This window comes from Prevotella melaninogenica ATCC 25845 (assembly GCF_000144405.1).
In the GTDB taxonomy this organism is placed as follows: domain Bacteria; phylum Bacteroidota; class Bacteroidia; order Bacteroidales; family Bacteroidaceae; genus Prevotella; species Prevotella melaninogenica.
This window is the reverse complement of record NC_014371.1, coordinates 910,507-930,612: the sequence shown is the minus strand read 5'-3', so window position 1 is coordinate 930,612 and position 20,106 is coordinate 910,507. Positions and strand designations below refer to the sequence as shown.

Sequence of the window (20,106 nt, the reverse complement as noted above, 5' to 3'; positions counted from 1 at the left end):
TTTGAAGTCTTACTAAGCACCTTTTGAAATGCTGTTTTGTAACTCATTGATAGCAAACGACTTACAAAATCGATTTTAGAGCTTGTTTTTCCCCCTTTTTAAGCGTAAATATATAGAAGCAATGTAAAGAAAATTCAATCCTTCCGCAGCGTAATAAAACATCGTTTTTAGCTGCAGAAAGTGGAATCCTTAGTCTTTCTTAGTGCTAAAAGAACGCACTATACATTTCTATAAGGGTTGAGAGCTGTTGTGACTTTGCATCAATCAGTTCCATTTTACAGTCTAACTGTCCGCGCTCACTATCTATCACCTCTAAATAAGTAGCTCTGTTATTGAGGTATAGTTTTTGAGCAGCTGAAACGGCTCTTACCAAAGCATCGTTCTGTTTCTGCTTAAATTGTTGGAGCAACTTAATGTTAGAAATCTTAGATTGCAGCGTACTTGTTTCAATAAAAGCTGTAAGCAATGTTTTGTCGTAATTATAAAGAGCCTCTATCTGTAACGCATCAGCCTGAGCGAAGTTGGCTTGAATAGCCTTCTTATTGATGAGAGGAGCGGTAAGTCCACCTAAGGCATTAAACGCCAAAGACTCTGGTAGTTTGAATAAGTACTTAGGGTTAAAAGCATTTAATCCAATAGCCGCAGAGATATTAAACGAGGGGAGAAACTCTTTACGCGCAGTCTCCACATCCCATTTCGCAGCCTTTAGCTGGTGCTCAGCTTGAATAACATCAGGACGTTGTAATAGGAGTTGAGTAGATAAGGAATGTGCAGTTGTAGGCATTGGCAGCTGTAAGAAGTCAACTTTTGTGCGTTGTATGGTTTGAGGAAATCTACCTAATAGAAGGTTTAGATTATTCTCCGTCTCAACGATAGACTGACGTAGAAGGTACTCATCAGCCTGTGCTTTAGCCAATTCTGCATCGAACTTCTCGACAGCTAATTGCGTATCAGCATCAGCTTCTTTCTGAATACGAGCGATTCTCACTGCATCCTTCTGTAGCGAGATGTATTGTTGCATAACCGATAACTTGTAATCAAGAGCTAACAACAGATAATAGTTCTCTGCTACATCTGCCACTAACTGACTTTTGATAGCACGTTGTCCAGCTTCAGAAGCCAAATATCGCTCTACAGCAGCTTTTTTACCACTATTTAATTTGTTCCATAAATCTATGGTCCAGTCTACTTGTAGTGATGGAGAGAGGTCTGGAATAACGGTTGGAATCTTATGCCCAGGAGTCATCTCCGTACCAACATTACCAGCTCCCTCAGCTGTGTAGCGGCCAACTTTAGAAACTCCCGCACCAATATTTGCTGTAACAGAAGGTAGGAGAGCAGCTTGTTTAGCATTAATCGCACTTCTTGCTATCGCCAGTTCCTGCAATGTAATCTTAAGATCTTGATTATTTTGTAAGGCAGTTTCAATCAGTGTCTGAAGCATTGGGTCTTGGAAGAACTCTCGCCATGCAGGAGATATGGTTACGCTACTATCCTTGGATAAGGCTGGTAAAGAGTCCTTAAGCGTATCTTTGGGCATTGTAGCCTGCGGTGTTTTGCAGGCAACGATGCTCATAAGGATTACAAGAATAGTAATGACATGATATAGTTTACTCTTTGTCGTCATGAGTACTTTCTTTTAATTGTTTGTTCTTATAACGTTTATCTTTCTCTTCACTCAGTGGCTTCTCCTTCTGATAATGTACCAATTTGTCAGTCATTCCAGCAAAGATATAGTAAAGGCCAGGGATGAGTAACAAGCCGCCTAAGGTACCAATGACCATTCCTCCGACAGCAGCAGTACCAATGGTACGGTTACCAATGGCACCAGCACCAGAGGCAAATACCAATGGAATCAAACCTGCTATAAAGGCAATACTCGTCATAAGAATAGGGCGGAAGCGTGCAATAGCAGCAGAGATGGCTGCTTGAGAAATCCGTTCGCCCGCATTCTTACGCTGAACAGCATACTCAACCATCAGTACGGCATTCTTTCCTAACAAACCGATGAGCATCACTAAGGCTATCTGCGCATAGATATTGTTCTCTAATCCACAAACTTTTAAGAAGAGGAACGCTCCAAATATACCCACTGGTAGGAATATAATCACAGGTAATGGCAGTAGGAAATTCTCATATTGTGCTGCCAAAATAAGGTAGACAAATACGAGACAAACCACGAAGATGACGATAGCCGTATTACCTTGTTCTGCTTCGTCTTTAGAGATACCAGCCCAGTCATAGTCATATCCTTTAGGGAGAGAGCGTTGTGCTACCTCTTGAATAGCCTGCAATGCCTGTCCGCTTGAGTATCCAGGTGCTTGTGCTCCTGTCACTTCTGAGGAGTTATAAAGGTTATGACGAGTAATCTCACTCATACCATAAGTCTTTGAAAGCGACATAAAGTCGGAATATGGAACCATCTGCCCATCTTCATTTTTACTATAAAGACTTAATAGATGATTAGGGAAATCACGATACTGTGGAGCAGCTTGTACAATTACTTTATAAGGTTTTCCGAACAGAATAAATCCTGTTTGGTAATCTGAACCTACTAAGATTGACAAGTTGTTCAGTGCCTTTCCGGGCTTAACTCCCTTTTGTAAAGCTTTCTCGTCATCAACATGAAGCATGTACTGAGGGAAGCTCGCAGAGTAGAAAGTGAACGCGTTACCAATCTCAGGGCGCTTGTTTAGATCTTTAACGAACGCCTTGCTTACCCGCTCCATCTCATGATAATCGTTTTTACCAGTCTTATCTAAGAGACGTAATTCGAATCCACTGGCAGCTCCATAGCCTGGAATTGATGGCGGTTCAAAGAAGTCTATGTTTGCTTGTGTGATGTTCTCACATTTCTGTTCCAAGTCACTAATAATCTCCTTTGCGGTACGTTTGCGATGTTTCCAGTCTTTGAGGTTAATCAAACAACTACCAGAATTGGCACTTGTTCCCTCAGAAAGAATCTCAAAACCAGCTAATGAAGACACGCTTTCGACGTCCTCTTCTTTCTCTGCTATCTTAAGAAGCTGTTGCGCAACAGCGTTAGTTCGTTCGATAGTAGCCCCTGGAGGAGTTTCTATTACGGCATAAATCATACCCTGATCTTCTTGTGGAATGAAGCCCGAAGGGAGTCCCATATTGATCCAATATGCTAATCCACAGAACACCAATATCAATATTATTGTTAAAGACTTCTTCTTTACTGTATGTTGTATGAGGCGTTCGTACTTACGGCTACCACTATCGAATTTAGCATTAAAGCGTTGCAGGACGCGTCCAATAAACCCTAATTTAACATGGTTCTCCTGCTCCTTTGTCAAGATAAGGGCACACAATGCAGGAGTCAAAGTTAGGGCTACAAAGCCAGAGAAGAGGATACTTGACGCCATTGTGATTGAGAACTGACGATAGAACATACCCTCTGGACCACCCATAAAGGCTACAGGAATGAATACAGAAGCCATAACTAAAGAGATTGCAATAATCGCTCCACTGATCTCCTTCATGGCTTTTTCCGTAGCTTCAACAGGTGAAAGTTTGTTGCGAGAGATCTCAACATTCACCGCTTCAATCACCACAATAGCATCGTCCACCACAATACCAATAGCCATGACTAAGGCAAAGAGGGATATCATATTGAGCGTTATGTTGAATAACATCATTGCAATAAAGCTGCCCAAAAGTGATATTGGCACAGCCATAATCGGTATGATAGAGGCGCGCCAATCCCCTAAGAAGATGAACACAACTATTGCTACTAAGATGAAAGCCTCAAACAAGGTGTGTATTACTTTCTCAATACTTGCATCTAAGAAGCGGCTAACGTCATAGCTAATCTCATAGTGCATCCCCTTAGGCATATCTTTTTGCAGATGAGCCATAGCGTCCTTCACCTTGGTGATAACGTTACGAGCATTACTACCATAAGCTTGTTTCAAGGTTACAGCAGCTGAAGGACGTCCATTGAAGGTTGAGTAGATATCGTATACCTCGCTACCTAAGTGTACATCAGCAATGTCTTTCAAGCGTACGATATTACCATCTTTATTGCTCTTGATGATGATATTCTTATATTCATCCTCTGTTGTGTAACGTCCTGGATACTTTAAGACATACTCTTTGACCTGTGGACGTTGTCCTCCACTCTCTCCCAACTTTCCCGGAGAGACCTCTATATTCTGATCTTCAAGTGCATCACTGACGTCATCTGTTGATAATCCGTAGGCTATCATCTTGTCTGGATGGAGCCATACACGCATTGCATAATTACGTGTACCAAGGATATCAAGGTCGCCAACACCATCGACACGCAACAACTCTGGTGATATGTTGATATCGAAATAGTTGTAGAGGAAGCCCTGATCAACCTTTGGGTCATCACTGTAAAGATTGATATACATAAGTATGTTTGGCTCTTCACGTGATATCTTTACACCTTCTCGAATAACCTCCGCAGGCAACTTATTGGTAGCCGATGACACACGGTTCTGAACATTTACAGCATCGACATTTGGATCGGTTCCCAACTTGAAGACGACATTTAGCTCTGCTTCACCATCGTTTCCCGCATTACTTTCGATATATTTCATGCCAGGAATACCATTCAAAGCCTGCTCCAAAGGGATGATAACTGATTTTACCAACAACTCATTATTTGCTCCTGGATAGTTAGCTATCACGTTTACCTTAGGAGGAGAGATGGATGGGAACTGCGTTATAGGTAGATTTGAAAGCGACAGAATTCCAATAAAGGCAATGACCAATGATACTACAATAGAGAGCACTGGTCTACGAATAAAGATCTTAAACATACCTAATTAGCGTTTAACTTATCCAACTTCATTGATGCTTGTGGAGAAACCATAGACACACGTACCTTGTCTCCATCGTTTACTTTCTGTATACCGTCAAGAAGATAACGGTCAGTAGGCTGTAACCCTGAGGAAACAACGTATGCTCCTGTAAACTCAGCATCAATCTTGATAGCACGTTGGCGAGCAATATTATTCTTGTCAACCACAAATACATACTTCTTATCCTGAAGCTCATAGACAGCTTCTTGTGGTATCAATATTGCATTTTTCTTTTGTATAAAGAGTTTTATCGTACCCGTCTGACCATTGCGTAAAAGATTGTTGGCATTGCTAAAGACGGCACGAACAGCAATCGTACCTGTTGAACTATCAAACTGTCCACCAATATCTAATATCTTTCCGCTTGCAGGAAAGACATCGCCATTCGCCAAAACAAGCTGTAGTGGAGTTTGTGAAAAGCGTTCTGGATGGAGGCGGAAATCTAAATAATCTGTTTCTGAAATATTGAAATAGGCAAACACCTTGCTATTATCTGATAAGCTGGTAAGTAAATCACTTGGCTCTACCAGACTTCCTGCTTTATTAGGAATACGCCCTAAGATGCCTGAGAAAGGCGCACGGATAAGAGACAGACGCTTATGTAATACAGCCAACTGATAGTCAGCTTCTGCTCCTTTCAACTTAGCCGTAGCCATGCGCTTCGCATTATTTGAGAGCACTTTGTTATCCGTTAGCGTTGTTACATTCTGCAAGTCTATACTTGCCTGCTCTGCTGCAGCCTTTGCCTTGGCAATCTCTTCGTTAGCACCAACAATTGCAATACGGAATAGAGGTTGACCTGCTTTCACAAACTGACCTTCACTAACATACACATCTTGCAAAATACCGGTTTGCTGAGAGTGAACTTCAATGTTACGTTGTGAGGCAATGTTTGCTACATAAGACTGTGGTAGGGAGATGCTTTCTACCAGTGGTGTCGTTGCAGTGTAAACTGGTTTTACTTGTGTTTCTTTCTTTGAATGACACGCACATAGAAGAAACATGATTGCAAGACAAGACAAATGAATTAAATTCTTCATAAATTGGTCTTTTTGTTTTCGTAAAAACAAGTGAAAAGTTAACGCGTTAATCCAACACATCTTGACTACTCGTTGTAGCCATATCTACTCATTCTGTTTTCTCTTTCCTATCCTATAATAATAGAAAACAGAACTGTCGTTACATCTTTATGGAAACTTATTAAGAAAAGTGTTTCCTAAAATACCCTTCAGAATCATTGCTTTGCGATATAGAAATGTATCCTTTACGTTACCTATTGGTTGTGCTCGCAAAGGTACGTCGTTTTTGTTTAGTATGCAAGTAATTCTGTGGTTAATTTTCTGCAGGTACTGAATAGTTTTCTCTGAAGTCATTTTTGTGGTTCTTCTGAAATATGGTTGATAAACAAAAAGGCTTATGTAATAGGCACACGGAGTCACGGAGGGGATGGAGGTAAACACAATGTCACGGAGGTGCCGACGGCACAAAGAGCGACGGAGGTATAGCGTACAGATTCTTGATAACTTTTGGGATAAATGCTTTGGGCATAAAGTTACTAAAAATGTGTGCAAGCAAGCTCCGTCGCTCTATGGCACCGACGGTGCCTCCGTGACTTCCATTGCTTTGTTTTAATAATCCTCCGTCCTCTCCTTTTCTCTGTGTGACATTAAGTCAAAGTTCTAAACTGAAGTGGCAAAACTTATCACTCCAAATTACCGAAAGCCCATTTTTGTTATAGAATATGTGTTCAACTCAATTGCTTTATGAGGCTATCACGTGTAGTTGGCTTGTTTACTTATTTCTCATTCTATTTGGATTAAGCTGTTTTTAGCGTCGTATAGTAGGTCTAACAAATAGCAAGTTACAACGAAAAATGGAATGAGTAAGAGGTAAAAAATGATTACATGGATTAGAGTGTTTGACCTAAAAGGATGGCGAAAAATAGGAATAAAAAGCGAGTTTGTAATCGACAGAGTATCAGTAGGTTATAAAAGTGGTTTTCAAAAGGTGCTTAATTGGACTTCAAAAGGGCGTTAGTAAGGGTCTTAAAGGGCACCTTTAGCAAGCTAAAAGGGCGTCTTTACGAAGCCAAAAGAGCATGTGTTGGTTTTGAAGTGTGTGAAAATAGTTTACAGAATGGAGCTAACGAAGGGCGGTTTTCTTGTTTTTAATGGAATTGTATGACGTTCACATGTCTCTTGTTTTCTTGTTGTCATCTTGTTTGGGCTTGAAATTTGGTATTGTTATTACGCTTTTATTGTAACGACAAGTAAGTCTGCTCGAAACTAAAATAAATCTGTTTATGCACTAATAGACGATAGTGTATAAACGGAAGAACCTTTGATTTTCTTTGGAACATCTTTTTTCTTCTCTCTTTTTTAGGTATATTTGCACTGAAATTAAATCATAATGGCAATGGAAATGATGTCGGCGGTGCGTCCGTTAGAAACTTTTGTGCCACCTCGTGCTGCTGGTCAGCGTGATGTCTTATCGTTGGCGCTTCCGCCAATGCCGCTGTTGCGTGTGGCTTTTGTGGGTGTAGGAGCGCGTGGACGAATGGCAGTGACACGCTGGTGTCATATTCCTAAGGTTGAGATAGCTGCTGTTTGCGATGTGTCAAAGGAAGTGGCAGAGGAGGTCGCACGGCACGTTGAGCAGTTGGGTAAGCCTCGTCCAAAGGTTTATTGGGGTGAGACGGCTTACAAAGAATTATGCCAACAGCAAGGAGTTAACCTTGTGTATGTTTGTACGGATTGGATGTCACATGTGCCAATCGCTATTCATGCGATGGAGCAGGGTAGGAGCGTGGCAGTAGAAGTACCTGCAGCCCTCACCTTAAAAGATATTTGGACGTTGATAGACACTGCTGAACAGACCCGACGGCACTGTATGATGCTTGAGAATGCAGTCTACGACCGATTCGAAATGGCGGTGTGTCAGATGGTACATGAAGGCTTGCTTGGCGAACTTGTACACGTGGAAGGCGGTTATGCTCATCCTATTGGCGACCGTTGGACACCTTGGCGTATGGAGTATAGCCGTCTGAATGCTGGCGATGTCTACCCAACACACAGCATCGGACCCGTCTGTCGATTGCTTGATATTCATCGTACTGACCGTATGCACTACCTCACAGCCATGCAAACCAACGCTTTTCTGGGTACAGAGATGTATCAAGCGGTAATGGGAAAGGCGTGTGATAGCTTTGCTAATGGCGACCAGACCTCAACGATGATACGTACCGTAAAAGGGAAGACGATGCTTATTCAACACAATGTTATGACGCCACGCCCATATAGTCGTATGTTTCAAGCGGTCGGAACAGCGGGTTATGCAGCTAAATATCCTGTCCCAGAGGTGCTGTTAAGCCCAGAGATGGCAGCCAAAGCGGGTATTGAAATGGAGGATGATAAGCTACCTTTGGACGCATCTCAGATAGAGACGCTACTCAATCATTATGCGCCTTCTTTCCCTTCAGAAACAATTGCCTTAGCCAAAGAGCTCGACGCACGTGGCGGAATGTCTTATTTTATGGACTTACGGCTTGCTCAATGCCTACAACAAGGTTTGCCTTTAGATATGGATGTGTATGATTTAGCGGAGTGGTGTTGCATTGCTGAGCTATCCAAACGCTCTATTGAACAAGGTTCAATGCCAGTGATGATTCCCGACTTCGTAAATCGTAGGTCTTCAGTTGATACGGAAAGTATTTAGTGGCTGTGGCTATTCTTGTCGGGTAGAATGGTAAGTATGCGTTTCCCTCTTGGTGTTGAGGCTTCATACTTACCATTCTACCTTTATTGTTTAGCCTTATCAATAATCAAATCTCATACCTATAAGTTTGGAATATTTGCAAGAGTAGATTTCTTCTCACTATTTATAGGTATTTATATGCATATTTTAAATATAAGTATCTCTAAATACTTGATATTACGTTTTTTTTGTCTATCTTTGTCCTCGGTAATTAGTAATGCTCAATCAGTATAACAATTAACAAGCATATTAATTAATTCGTTTCACATAATAACAAATAAACAGTCATGAAAAAAGCATGGAGAGGATTTACTGGAACCAAGTGGCTTGATGAAGTCAATATGCGTCAGTTTATCCAAGATAATTATGATAGTTATGATGGTGATGCTTCCTTCCTTGAGAAGCCAACAGAAGCAACAGACAAACTTTGGGGTATGCTCAAAGAACTACAGAAGCAGGAGCGTGCTAAGGGTGGTGTCTTAGACATGGAGACCGAGGTGGTATCCAGTATGACTGCATATGGTCCTGGCTATATTGGTGAAGGAACAAAGGAGTTAGAGAAGGTTGTTGGTCTGCAGACAGACAAGCCTTTGAAGCGTGCCTTTATGCCTTATGGTGGTATCAAGATGGCTGAGCAGGCATGTACAACCTATGGTTATGAGCCATCTGAGAAACTTCATGAGATTTTCACGAAGTATTGTAAGACACATAACGAGGGTGTCTTCGATGCTTATACAGACGAGATGAAACTCGTTAGACACAATCATATCCTCACAGGTCTTCCTGATACCTATGGTCGTGGTCGTATCGTGGGTGACTATCGTCGTGTTGCACTCTATGGTGTAGACTTCCTTATCAACGAAAAAGCAAAGGATCTCCGCAACTGTGGTGATGGTACTATGACTGAAGAGGTTATCCGTTTGCGTGAGGAAATCTCTATGCAGATGAAGGCTTTGAAGGAGATGAAGGAGATGGCAGCCATCTATGGCTATGATATCTCTGAACCAGCAAACAACGCACGTGAGGCTGTACAGTGGCTTTACTTTGGTTATTTGTCAGCTATTAAGACACAGAACGGTGCTGCGATGTCAGTTGGTCGTATCTCAACTTTCCTCGATATCTACATTCAGCGTGACTTCAAGGAAGGCACACTTACGGAGGCTGAGGCGCAAGAACTCATCGACCACTTGGTAATGAAGTTCCGTATGGTTAAGTTTGCACGTATCCCTTCATACAACCAGCTCTTCTCTGGTGACCCTGTTTGGGCTACCCTCGAAGTTGCGGGATTGGGTATGGATGGCCGTTCAATGGTAACAAAGACTGACTTCCGTTTCCTCCATACACTTGAGAACATGGGTCCTTCACCAGAACCTAACCTCACTGTGCTCTATAGCTCACGTCTTCCAAAGCACTTTAAGGACTATGCTGCGAAGATTTCTATCTCTACAAGTTCTATTCAGTATGAGAATGATGACGTGATGCGACCAATCTGGGGCGATGACTATTCAATCTGCTGCTGCGTATCTGCAACACAGACGGGTAAGGAGATGCAGTTCTTTGGTGCACGTGCAAACCTCGCTAAATGTCTTACCTACGCAATCAGCGGTGGTGTTGACAGCAAGACACGTGAGCAGTGTGGACCTGCTTATCGTCCAATAGAGGGTGATGTCGTAACATATGATGAGTTCATGCCTCGCTTCATGGATATGATGGAGTGGTTGGCTGGTGTCTATGTAAACACATTGAACCTCATCCATTACATGCACGATAAGTACTTCTATGAGGCTGCAGAACTTGCACTCATTGACACTGACGTACGTCGTACTTTCGCAACGGGTATCGCTGGCTTCAGCCATGTGGTTGACTCTATCTCTGCTATCAAGTATGCAAAGGTTAATATCATACGTGATGAGACTGGTTTCCCTATCGAGTTCAAGACTGAGGGCGACTTCCCACGTTATGGTAACGACGATGATCGTGCTGATGACATCGCTGTATGGTTGTTGAAGACCTTTATGAATATGATTCGCAAGCACCATACCTATCGCAATTCAGAGCCTACAACAAGTATCCTTACCATCACTTCAAACGTGGTATATGGTAAGTTTACAGGTAATATGCCTGATGGTCGTCCAGCTGGTGCACCGCTTGCTCCTGGTGCAAACCCATCTTACGGAGCAGAGCAGAATGGTTTGTTGGCATCGTTGAACTCAACAGCTAAGCTTCCATACGAGTATGCGCTTGATGGTATCTCTAATACACAGACAATTAGCCCAGATGCTCTTGGTCACAATGATGAGGAGCGTATCAGTACACTCGTGGGTGTAATGGATGGTTACTTCGACCGTGGTGCACACCACTTGAATGTGAATGTCTTTGGTGTAGATAAACTGATTGACTGTATGGAACATCCAGAGAAGGAAGAGTATGCAAACTTCACCATCCGTGTGAGCGGTTACGCTGTGAAGTTCATCGACCTTACACGCGAACAGCAGATGGATGTTATTGCACGTCGTGCGCATGGTTCAATGTAAAGTGAATAATCAACATAACAATTTATCGGATTCGCTGACTTCCGAAATGATGCTACGGGTACACTCTGTAGAGTCGTTCGGGTCGGTTGATGGACCTGGTATTCGTTTCGTTATCTTCCTTAAGGGTTGTGCTATGCGATGCCAGTACTGTCATAATCCAGACACATGGGACAGGGCGGGGGGCAACCTCCGCTCTGTTGATGATGTCTTGTCTCAAGCCCAACGTTATCGGAGTTATTGGGGAACGAAAGGTGGAATCACTGTGAGTGGGGGTGAAGCTCTGTTGCAGATACAACCTCTTACGGAACTGTTCCGTAAAGCTAAGGCTTTAGGAATCAATACCTGCCTTGATACTTCAGCCCAACCTTTCAATCGGGAGTCGAGTAGCTTCTCTGCTTTTGAGGAGTTAATGAAATATACCGATTTAGTATTGTTGGACATAAAGCATATTGATAGCGATGCCCATAAGCAATTGACTGGTTGGAAAAACGAGAATATCCTCGACTGTGCTCGCTATCTCTCTGACATCGGGAAACCTGTATGGATAAGACATGTCTTGATTCCTGGTATTAATGATGATGACGAATCTCTCTATAAACTTCGTGCTTTCATAGATACTTTAAGCAATGTTGAGCGTGTGGAGATTCTGCCTTATCATTCGTTAGGTGTCTATAAATGGGAGCAGTTAGGTATTCCTTACGCACTCAAAGATGTAGAATCGCCTACGGAGGAAAGTGTTCTTCATGCGCGAAAGATATTAACAGAGGGGAGATAATTGGGACTGTTATAAAGTCTTTTAGAACCGTTCGATGTAAATATTTTTCCTCTGTTGCTTTTTAATTAAGGCTTAATTGCATTCGAATTAAGCCTTAATTAGCTTCCAATAGGTGCTCTTTTGAGGTCTTATTAACGCCCTTTTGGAGTCCAATTAAGCACCTTTTAAAATACATTTTTGTAACTTGCTGATTTCTTGATGGTTGTAAACTTGAGCTGCGTGTTTGTTTTTTAGCTTTGTTCCGAGGTTTTTACTTGGAATTGTGTAATAATTTTTCAGAGCCTGAACAGTTGGTTTTAAAGTTATGAGAATCTCTATGTTGAAGGTAAGGATATGATAGGCATGCAAGATAATCTTGCTATGAGTTTGTAAAATGATAGAGGTTGGTTATATAAGCAAGATGCTGACTCGTGTGAAGTAAATTATGCGCTAAAGTTTTTTTAACCTTATTTTTTACGTAATAAATTACGATAATAAAAATGTTAAAGGCTATTATATCAAATGGATTGATACACATTATCCGTATAATAATAATCTTAATTTTATAGTTATGTCCATTCAAAAAATCAACAATAAAGGTTAATAGTGTTTTTAAATAATAAAAAATATTTCTCCAAAAATTTGGTTATTTAAAAATAAACGCGTATCTTTGCATCAAGTTTTTTTAGTGGTTAATTTAGTTTTAGTATTTAAACCTTGGGTGATGTGAATCAGTCAAGGTCTTTTTTTGTATATATTGGAAGTCTTATACAAAGATTCCTGTATAGGTAAGATTAACTCATAACAGATAATTCACAGTTTCAACTAATCATTTTTTTATTAATTATGTACGATATGAAATATGTTAATGACCGCATACGCAGACAAGATCGTCTGATGGATGAGGAAAGAGCGATAGAACTTTTGCGAGATGGAGAATACGGAGTTTTGAGTATGGTCTCAGAAGATATGGGATATGGTATTCCTGTAAACTTTGTTTGGGACGGCAAGAATAGTATCTATATCCATTGTGCACCTGAAGGGCGTAAGTTGGTGGCTATTGAGCAGAATCCTAAAGTTTCGCTCTGTGTCATTGGTAAAGTAAACTTGTTGCCACGCAATTTCACCACTGAGTACGAGAGTGCTATCTTCTTTGGTGAGGCACATATTCATCTTTCTGAGGAGGAGAAGATGCATGCACTGCATCTATTGATAGATAAGTTATCACCTGACTTCAAAGAGCTTGGCGACAAATACGCTCACATGAGTTTTCATCGCGTTGAAATTATCCGTGTTGATTTCTCTGAATTCAGTGGTAAACGAAAGAAGGTGCACTCATCAGGTACGCCAACCGGAGATTAAAGGAATACTCGTAGAATGATATTCACCACACATTAAATGTTTCACATAGCAAAGGTCGGCATCTCTCAGGACCTAAGTATTAGTTTTTAGCGAATGGATATAGCTATCATTGGCGGAGGAGCAGCAGGGTTCATGGCTGCTATCGTGGCTCGCAGGACAAACCCTGCAAGTAAGGTGACAATCTTTGAACGTGCACAGAAGGTGTTGGCTAAGGTTGAAATAACCGGAGGTGGACGTTGTAATGTTACAAATAGTTTTGCAGCCATTACGGACATGAAGCAGGCTTACCCACGTGGGCATAAACTCATGAAACGGTTAATGAAGACGTTTAGCCATGAAGATACTTATAGATGGTTTGAGCAACATGGTGTGCCATTGGTAACGCAAGAAGATGAATGTGTCTTCCCAAAGGCGCAAGATTCTCATGCCATTATTAATTGTTTGGTGCGGCAGGCTAATGAGTTGGGGGTGACTATATGTTGTCGACACCGTTTGGTGAATATCCATAAGATGGAAGATGGAAGATTAAAACTGGAGTTTGAGAATGGTGCACATCGTGTGTTTCATCGTACTATTATAACAACTGGAGGCTCACCGAATGGACGTGGCTTACAATACCTTGCCCAGCTTGGACATGAAATAGAGGCTCCTGTACCTTCACTTTTCACCTTTAATATAAAAGATCGTGCTTTTTGCGACCTTATGGGAACGGTTGTTGATCCTGTTGTGACGACTATTCCTGGAACAAAACTACGTGCGAAGGGTCCATTGTTGGTGACACATTGGGGCGTAAGTGGTCCTGCTGCCTTGAAACTTTCCTCCTATGCGGCTCGTCTGCTTGCTGAAAATGATTATAAAGCACCGCTTGCAATCAGTTGGACTGGCGAACTAACACGGCAAGAAGTGGAGGAGAATCTTCTGAAGTTGCAAACTGCTAATCCACGTAAGCAGGTTGCTACCTTACATCCATTTGGTTTGCCGAGTCGTCTGTGGCTCTATATACTAAGTAAACTTGGCATAGATGCTGTGAAACCATGGGCTGAGATTGGACGTAAAACACTAAACAGAATGATTGAAACATTGGTCAATGATCAATACACCATTGCTGGTAAAGGTGCCTTTCGTGAAGAGTTTGTGACGTGTGGTGGTGTGAGTCTTAACTCTGTTAATTCTAAAACACTTGAAAGTAAGGTTTGTCCAAATCTTTTCTTTGCGGGTGAGGTGTTAGACATTGATGCTATTACTGGTGGTTTTAATCTTCAAGCTGCATGGACAACAGGTGTTGTGGCTGGGCAATGTGCTGCAGGTAGTTAGCATCTTGCCATTTTGCTTTTAGTTAAAAAGTGTTTTAATTTCAAATTCCTTCCCCATACATTTTGTAGTTTCAAAAAATATCTATACCTTTGCACTCGCTTTCAACAAGGAAGCAGGTTGACTACAAAGTAACCTTCTGGAGAGATGGTAGAGTGGTCGATTACAACGGTCTTGAAAACCGTCGTACCGAGAGGTACCGGGGGTTCGAATCCCTCTCTCTCCGCTAATAGGCTTTAAAAGGTCTTCACAAGAGTCTTCATTTTAGCCTTCAAAAATTAGATAATCGTTGTAAAATCAAGGTTTTACAACGATTTTTCTTTGTATATACCTTTATCGCCTGACGGCATAACCCTATGTTTTGACAATCATCATTCGGTCAAATTCTGCTACATAAACTGCTACACAAAAATTGTAGCAGCAAAAAATGTAGCAGTGACGGGATTTTGAATACCAAATTGAAGGCATCAATTCTTTCTGTTTCAGTATGTTATATATTAACTTTGCAGCCGAGTGCTACACAAAAGAATGATGCATTATGAGAACAAATTTCAAGGTGTCCTTCTACCTACGCTCAAACTATGAGAACAAAGAAGGAAAGTCGCCTGTAATGCTCCGTGTATTCCTTAACGGAGAGATGGCAAATTTCGGATCTACGAAAATCTTCGTGGACAAGACTGTATGGAACAATGCCACAAGTCGGCTCAAAGGTCGGACGACTGAAGCTTTATCCGCCAATGCCGCATTGGACTCTATTTCTGCTACCCTGAATAACATCTATCACAAATTTGAGGACGACTCCTCCATGTCATTGGAGAAAATCCGATCTTATTTTGTGGGAAAAGACAGGGAGTATATAACTTTCCTCCCTGTATTCGACAGATTCAACGAAGACATCAGGCAACGCGTCGGACACACCATCAGCAAAGACAGCCTACAAAAGTACAGCGTTTTAAGAAGACATTTCTCAGAATTTCTTATTCATAAGTATGGAAGAAAGGATGTAGGACTGACAGAGTTCACACCATCCGTGGTACAAGACTTTGAGTTATATCTGAGTACCGTGGCTGGTTGCGCTTACAACACATCAGTCAAGAAAATGAAGGCACTCAAGACTGTAACCATCTATGCGCAAAAACGTGGTTATCTTCTTCACGACCCCTTCCTCAATCATCGTTTTCACTTGGAGCCAGTTAATCGTGGTTTTCTCACGGATGAGGAAATTATGAAGATAGCCAACAAGGATCTTGCTATTCAACGCTTGGAGTTAGTAAGGGATGTTTTCATCTTTTCATGTTTCACAGGTCTGGCATATATTGATGTTTCCAATCTCACACCGGACAATATCGTAACACTTGATGATAAGCAGTGGATTATGACCAAGAGACAGAAAACAAATGTGGAGACAAATGTTTTATTGCTTGACATTCCCAAGAGTATCATTGCCAAGTACAGTCATAAGACCTATCGGGACGGCAAACTATTTCCCATCCTAACGAATCAGAAAACCAACGCATATTTAAAAGAAATAGCCGACCTTTGCGGTGTCAAGAAGAACCTGACCTTTCACCTTGCCCGGCATACATTTGCGACCATGTCGCTCAGCAAGGGCGTTCCTATGGAAAGTGTGTCGAAGATGTTGGGGCATACCAATATTAAAACTACACAAATATATGCCCGCATTACCAATAAGAAAATAGAACACGATATGGAACAGTTGGCTGGCAAGTTAGACAAGTTCAAAGTTGCTATGGGCATCAACTCAAAATAATGTACAACCCTAAACCAAGAAAATTATGACAACAACAAAGAAAGAGCTTTCTTACTTCCGTTTGAAGTTAGAGACTTATCTTAGTGAGCATTTCCCTGAAATGCTGAGTGACAAACCATTCATAACGGCAAGAGCCGATGAAGCCCTTACTGCCTACTGTGATGCAGTAGCACAAGGCTTTTCTCACCCAGAGGCGGAGACGATGGCAAGCGAAGTTCTGTATCAAGGACTGCATTTCTCCAAGTACGACACCCTTGTTTCTGTCTTAGAGAATGAGTTCGAGAAAGAACTGCCCTCTCCTCTTCCTGAAAGACTAACACCAATGCTTCTGAAGAATAAGGCTGTGCAAAGTGTTTTCGACAAGTATGAGCTGACGGACGACTTTGGTGCAAGTCCAGAGTATGAGAAACTCTACACCGAACTGACAGGGACAATCGTTTTGCTCATTGAGGTCAATGGTCTGCCAACTGTCGATAGTGAGAACATGACTTGATGTAATACCATCGGGAGCTTTTGTAGTTTCAAGAGCCAAGATAACCACTCTTCTCCACACACCAATAGTTTTACAAACACTTGGCTTTGTGTGGAAGAGTATCTTGTTATTGCTCTTGAAACTATAAAAAGCTCCGATATGAATACAATCATCATGAATGAAGATGTCCACACACCAGTCTTCATCAAGGCAGACGCATCGAACAAAACCGATAAGAACAAGCAGCAGCCGACTTCTCCCAAGCAAGTCCGCCGCTTCTCTTGGACAAGCTTCATCGAACTCACTACCTTGCTTTCCGTCGTTATCGGTGCCATTTGGCTTATCTCGAAGATTGTAACGCCGCAAGTCGTAACTGCCGTCTCTGTCATTGCAGGTTTTCTGATACTACGCTTTATCGTCAGAGTCATTCTAAAAGTGACAATTACGCTGCTGAGCATTTTATTTTGGTTAGCTATTCTCTGTGCCTTCCTGCTATGCATGCTTTGAGAAGCACAGCTCTGTAATACCTTTCATTTATCGTTCATTAGGTGGTTATCTCACATTTCGAGATAGCCACCTTTTCTATTTCTCACTATGGGCGTTGCACTTTCGCTTCCTTTCCAATGCTCCACAATATGCGAAATGAAGAAGACGGATGCTGTTCCCTTTTTATCCGCAAAGGTAGTACGGGGCATGTGGCTTTCCCAAGGTCCTAAGCCACTTGGTTTGTCTGGAAAATCTCCACACCTACGGGTTGTATTTTCCGCCAAAACCTTGTGTAAGCCCGCCCCGCTACCTCTATTTTGCTACAAAAAGGAATCAGCATACTCCGATCTTTGGACGCATAAAAAAAATGTCGCTATGGATAAGCAAAAAGTAAATACAACATCTTCGATGAAAAGAAAAGGATATAGCTCCTCCTCTCATTACCGCATTAACTCTGTGGTTGGAAAAAGTGAGCAAGTGTTGGCAATTAAGTTTGTACAATGGGACGTTCCCCCTTTGGAGAGCCTTTGTAATAGCAAAGTATATCTCCTACGTGTGAAACTCTATTGTGGCGAGCGTATGAGCCGTGAGGAAAAGAATTGGCTATGTGAAGCGGTGAACTCTAATACCTACTTCCGTACTGCCGTTCCCCTACAAGGCTATCGCTTTGACTTCTTTGACGTGCTGAAGAAATACCTTGTCAATCAGTACGGACAATGGACAGAGTATTACGCACCCGATAGAACAAGCCTAAGAGCCTACCTGTATGGACGTATCAATCAAATAGTTGAAATTCCCAAGTATTAACAACATCAAAACATATACGACAATGAAAGGAACAGAACATTTCACACGGACAATAGCCGAGTATCTTAATCAGCGTGCTATGACAGACCCATTATTTGCCCCTAACTTGTTGAAGCCAAACAAGAATATCGAGGAGTGCATCACCTACATTCTTAATGAAGTGCAGAAAAGCGGTTGCAATGGCTTTGATGATGATGAAATTTTCTCTATGGCTGTTCACTACTACGATGAGGACGATATAGAGGTGGGTAAGGCTATTTCTTGCCAAGTAGCCGTTAATCACATTGTAGAACTCACAGAGGAAGAAAAAGCCGAAGCAAGGCAGGAAGCCATTAAACAATATCAGCGTGAGGAACTTGCCAAGATACAGAGCCGTAACGCACGAGTGAAAAAGACTGAGAACGCGACAACCCAAGTACAACCATCACTATTCGATTTTTAAGCCTATGAAACCGAGAAACAAGTTTGAGAAGGCAGTCCTTGCCGAGAGCAGGCACCTTCGCCCGATAACCAAGACACAAAGCAGATGGGCATTCCGTGAGTGCATTGACCACTTCGCCTACCGCTTACCACAAGGTCGCACCACTTGTATGGATTGTGGGCATAGTTGGGTAATGAACAAACATAGAGAAACTTGCACCTGCCCTCATTGCAGGTCAAAGTTGCAGGTCAAGGAAACCTACGAACGCAAGTTGCAGCAAAAGCAGTATTTCACCATACTTACTACTTGTGGAGAGTTTCAAGTATTGCGTATGTTCCTACTTATTGTGGGTATGGAGAGAGGTTACAAAGCACAGACTTCTATAATTGAGATTGGGCAATATTGGTGGAATATGCAGGGACGAAAAGCTGTGGTTGCTATACAGAGGGTATTGGGACACTATGTTGATACCTTTTCCTATTATAGTCCTATGGCGATACGCAACGATAATGAAGCCTATCAGCATATTGCCTACTCACCCATATATCCGAAGTTCAAGGTTACAAATAAACTTCAAAGAAATGGTTTTAAGGATAATTTCTATGGCATCGTGCCTACTCATCTTATTCCTGCATTGCTTACAGACAGCCGTGTGGAAACATTGCTAAAGGCAGGTAGCACAGACCATTTACGTTACTTTCTTGGCAACAAGAGAACTTTTGAGGAACTATGGCAGTCCTACAAGATTGCAGTCCGTAACGGCTATGAGATAGCAGACATTTCTCTTTGGAGTGATTATGTAGATACACTTAGAAGATTAGGTAAGGATATTCATAATCCAAAATATTTATGCCCCACAGACCTTAAAGGCGAACACGACCGCAGACACGAGGAACTTCTCAGGCAGCGTGAAAAGGAGGAGATAGAACAGAAGCAAAAGAAGGCAATGGAAGACGAAAAGCGTTTCAAGGAACTTAAATCCAAGTTTTTCGGTATCTGTTTCACGGACGGCACTATCCAAGTCCACGTATTAGAGAGTGTGCAGGAACATTTAGAAGAAGGTGTATCAATGCACCATTGCGTATTTTCTAATGCATACTACCTTAAGGAGGACTCCCTTATCCTTTCGGCTACCATTGAAGGCAAGCGAATAGAAACTATTGAAGTATCATTACGAACTTTGGAAGTGGTGCAAAGTCGTGGGGTATGCAACAAGAATACGGAATACCACGAGCAGATAGTAAACCTTGTCAATGCCAATCGAGGTCTTATAAGCCGAAGAATGAAAGCGACAGCATAAAGTATGAACCATTAAATAAAGGAGTATGAAAGTACAGATAGAAGACATTATTCATAATTGGGCAGACGAAATCCCCAATATTATCGTGAGAGTTATCAACGCCATAAGCATAGCCGAGAACAAGGAGGAGTTGCAGACCGCACTCCTCCAAATCTCCCAAGAAACGGAACTTGACAAGTTCTTTGTCTATGGTTACGGAGCGCACCATTTTTGGCTCACCCATCGTAGGTTATACAATGGTGAGCCAATGGAACACAGATTACTCATTGCTGAATTTTGAAG

15 protein-coding genes and 1 tRNA gene are annotated in these 20,106 nt (G+C 41.8%); 13 read left to right on the top strand and 3 right to left on the bottom strand.

All coding sequences use genetic code 11. The features are described 5' to 3' along the window. Positions 1 to 205: 205 nt before the first annotated feature. From HMPREF0659_RS10665 to HMPREF0659_RS10655, 3 genes are read right to left on the bottom strand one after another with little or no spacing between them, the layout of a single operon-like run. Positions 206 to 1,627, bottom strand: coding sequence for a TolC family protein (locus HMPREF0659_RS10665; protein ID WP_013265115.1), 1,422 nt, complete (start codon positions 1,625 to 1,627; stop codon positions 206 to 208). After that, a complete protein-coding gene (locus tag HMPREF0659_RS10660; protein WP_013265254.1) occupies positions 1,611 to 4,811 on the bottom strand; it encodes an efflux RND transporter permease subunit in 3,201 nt (1,066 codons plus the stop codon). The genes HMPREF0659_RS10665 and HMPREF0659_RS10660 overlap by 17 nt, the downstream gene beginning before the upstream one ends. A gap of 2 nt (positions 4,812 to 4,813) precedes the next feature. Continuing rightward, entirely contained in the window at positions 4,814 to 5,893 is a 1,080-nt protein-coding gene (locus HMPREF0659_RS10655; protein ID WP_013265568.1) for an efflux RND transporter periplasmic adaptor subunit, read from the bottom strand. Between the two features lie 1,375 nt (positions 5,894 to 7,268). Between HMPREF0659_RS10655 and HMPREF0659_RS10645 the strand changes: the two genes are divergently transcribed. The 13 genes from HMPREF0659_RS10645 (at position 7,269) to HMPREF0659_RS10585 (ending at position 20,104) form a co-directional block, all read left to right on the top strand. Next, on the top strand, positions 7,269 to 8,567 hold the full coding sequence (locus tag HMPREF0659_RS10645) for a Gfo/Idh/MocA family protein (protein ID WP_044046208.1): 1,299 nt from the start codon (positions 7,269 to 7,271) through the stop codon (positions 8,565 to 8,567). Positions 8,568 to 8,893: 326 nt separating this feature from the next. Continuing rightward, positions 8,894 to 11,140, top strand: coding sequence for a formate C-acetyltransferase (gene pflB / locus HMPREF0659_RS10640; RefSeq protein WP_013265856.1), 2,247 nt, complete (start codon positions 8,894 to 8,896; stop codon positions 11,138 to 11,140). Further along, the gene (gene pflA, locus HMPREF0659_RS10635) at positions 11,127 to 11,915 is read left to right on the top strand and encodes a pyruvate formate-lyase-activating protein (protein WP_052299143.1); all 789 of its coding nucleotides are present in this window, start codon (positions 11,127 to 11,129) and stop codon (positions 11,913 to 11,915) included. The genes pflB and pflA overlap by 14 nt, the downstream gene beginning before the upstream one ends. An 834-nt stretch (positions 11,916 to 12,749) precedes the next feature. Then, positions 12,750 to 13,256 (top strand): pyridoxamine 5'-phosphate oxidase family protein, encoded by a 507-nt coding sequence (locus tag HMPREF0659_RS10630; RefSeq protein ID WP_036923119.1) that lies wholly within the window; start codon positions 12,750 to 12,752, stop codon positions 13,254 to 13,256. A gap of 93 nt (positions 13,257 to 13,349) precedes the next feature. After that, entirely contained in the window at positions 13,350 to 14,570 is a 1,221-nt protein-coding gene (locus HMPREF0659_RS10625; RefSeq protein ID WP_013265488.1) for a BaiN/RdsA family NAD(P)/FAD-dependent oxidoreductase, read from the top strand. Positions 14,571 to 14,708: 138 nt separating this feature from the next. Next, positions 14,709 to 14,793 (top strand) — tRNA-Ser (locus HMPREF0659_RS10620). A 312-nt stretch (positions 14,794 to 15,105) separates the two neighbouring features. Next, on the top strand, positions 15,106 to 16,338 hold the full coding sequence (locus HMPREF0659_RS10615; RefSeq protein ID WP_013265770.1) for a site-specific integrase: 1,233 nt from the start codon (positions 15,106 to 15,108) through the stop codon (positions 16,336 to 16,338). Positions 16,339 to 16,363: 25 nt separating this feature from the next. Then, positions 16,364 to 16,831, top strand: coding sequence for a DUF1896 domain-containing protein (locus tag HMPREF0659_RS10610; RefSeq protein ID WP_013265915.1), 468 nt, complete (start codon positions 16,364 to 16,366; stop codon positions 16,829 to 16,831). Between the two features lie 138 nt (positions 16,832 to 16,969). Further along, the gene (locus HMPREF0659_RS10605) at positions 16,970 to 17,317 is read left to right on the top strand and encodes a hypothetical protein (RefSeq protein WP_013265457.1); all 348 of its coding nucleotides are present in this window, start codon (positions 16,970 to 16,972) and stop codon (positions 17,315 to 17,317) included. Positions 17,318 to 17,671: 354 nt separating this feature from the next. Beyond that, the gene (locus HMPREF0659_RS10600) at positions 17,672 to 18,103 is read left to right on the top strand and encodes a hypothetical protein (RefSeq protein ID WP_013265685.1); all 432 of its coding nucleotides are present in this window, start codon (positions 17,672 to 17,674) and stop codon (positions 18,101 to 18,103) included. A 22-nt stretch (positions 18,104 to 18,125) separates the two neighbouring features. Beyond that, positions 18,126 to 18,545: a PcfK-like family protein gene (locus HMPREF0659_RS10595; RefSeq protein ID WP_013265106.1), complete on the top strand. Its 420-nt coding sequence runs from the start codon at positions 18,126 to 18,128 to the stop codon at positions 18,543 to 18,545. Between the two features lie 4 nt (positions 18,546 to 18,549). Further along, positions 18,550 to 19,824: a PcfJ domain-containing protein gene (locus tag HMPREF0659_RS10590; protein ID WP_013265324.1), complete on the top strand. Its 1,275-nt coding sequence runs from the start codon at positions 18,550 to 18,552 to the stop codon at positions 19,822 to 19,824. A 25-nt stretch (positions 19,825 to 19,849) separates the two neighbouring features. Then, a complete protein-coding gene (locus tag HMPREF0659_RS10585; protein ID WP_044046101.1) occupies positions 19,850 to 20,104 on the top strand; it encodes a hypothetical protein in 255 nt (84 codons plus the stop codon). Positions 20,105 to 20,106: the final 2 nt, after the last annotated feature.

Excerpts from the sequence above, each read along its gene's own strand:
- HMPREF0659_RS10665 (WP_013265115.1), bottom strand. The coding sequence starts at position 1,627 with ATGACGACAAAGAGTAAACTATATCATGTCATTACTATTCTTGTAATC.
- HMPREF0659_RS10660 (WP_013265254.1), bottom strand. The coding sequence starts at position 4,811 with ATGTTTAAGATCTTTATTCGTAGACCAGTGCTCTCTATTGTAGTATCA.
- HMPREF0659_RS10655 (WP_013265568.1), bottom strand. The coding sequence starts at position 5,893 with ATGAAGAATTTAATTCATTTGTCTTGTCTTGCAATCATGTTTCTTCTA.
- HMPREF0659_RS10645 (WP_044046208.1), top strand. The coding sequence starts at position 7,269 with ATGGAAATGATGTCGGCGGTGCGTCCGTTAGAAACTTTTGTGCCACCT.
- pflB (WP_013265856.1), top strand. The coding sequence starts at position 8,894 with ATGAAAAAAGCATGGAGAGGATTTACTGGAACCAAGTGGCTTGATGAA.
- pflA (WP_052299143.1), top strand. The coding sequence starts at position 11,127 with ATGGTTCAATGTAAAGTGAATAATCAACATAACAATTTATCGGATTCG.
- HMPREF0659_RS10630 (WP_036923119.1), top strand. The coding sequence starts at position 12,750 with ATGAAATATGTTAATGACCGCATACGCAGACAAGATCGTCTGATGGAT.
- HMPREF0659_RS10625 (WP_013265488.1), top strand. The coding sequence starts at position 13,350 with ATGGATATAGCTATCATTGGCGGAGGAGCAGCAGGGTTCATGGCTGCT.
- HMPREF0659_RS10615 (WP_013265770.1), top strand. The coding sequence starts at position 15,106 with ATGAGAACAAATTTCAAGGTGTCCTTCTACCTACGCTCAAACTATGAG.
- HMPREF0659_RS10610 (WP_013265915.1), top strand. The coding sequence starts at position 16,364 with ATGACAACAACAAAGAAAGAGCTTTCTTACTTCCGTTTGAAGTTAGAG.
- HMPREF0659_RS10605 (WP_013265457.1), top strand. The coding sequence starts at position 16,970 with ATGAATACAATCATCATGAATGAAGATGTCCACACACCAGTCTTCATC.
- HMPREF0659_RS10600 (WP_013265685.1), top strand. The coding sequence starts at position 17,672 with ATGGATAAGCAAAAAGTAAATACAACATCTTCGATGAAAAGAAAAGGA.
- HMPREF0659_RS10595 (WP_013265106.1), top strand. The coding sequence starts at position 18,126 with ATGAAAGGAACAGAACATTTCACACGGACAATAGCCGAGTATCTTAAT.
- HMPREF0659_RS10590 (WP_013265324.1), top strand. The coding sequence starts at position 18,550 with ATGAAACCGAGAAACAAGTTTGAGAAGGCAGTCCTTGCCGAGAGCAGG.
- HMPREF0659_RS10585 (WP_044046101.1), top strand. The coding sequence starts at position 19,850 with ATGAAAGTACAGATAGAAGACATTATTCATAATTGGGCAGACGAAATC.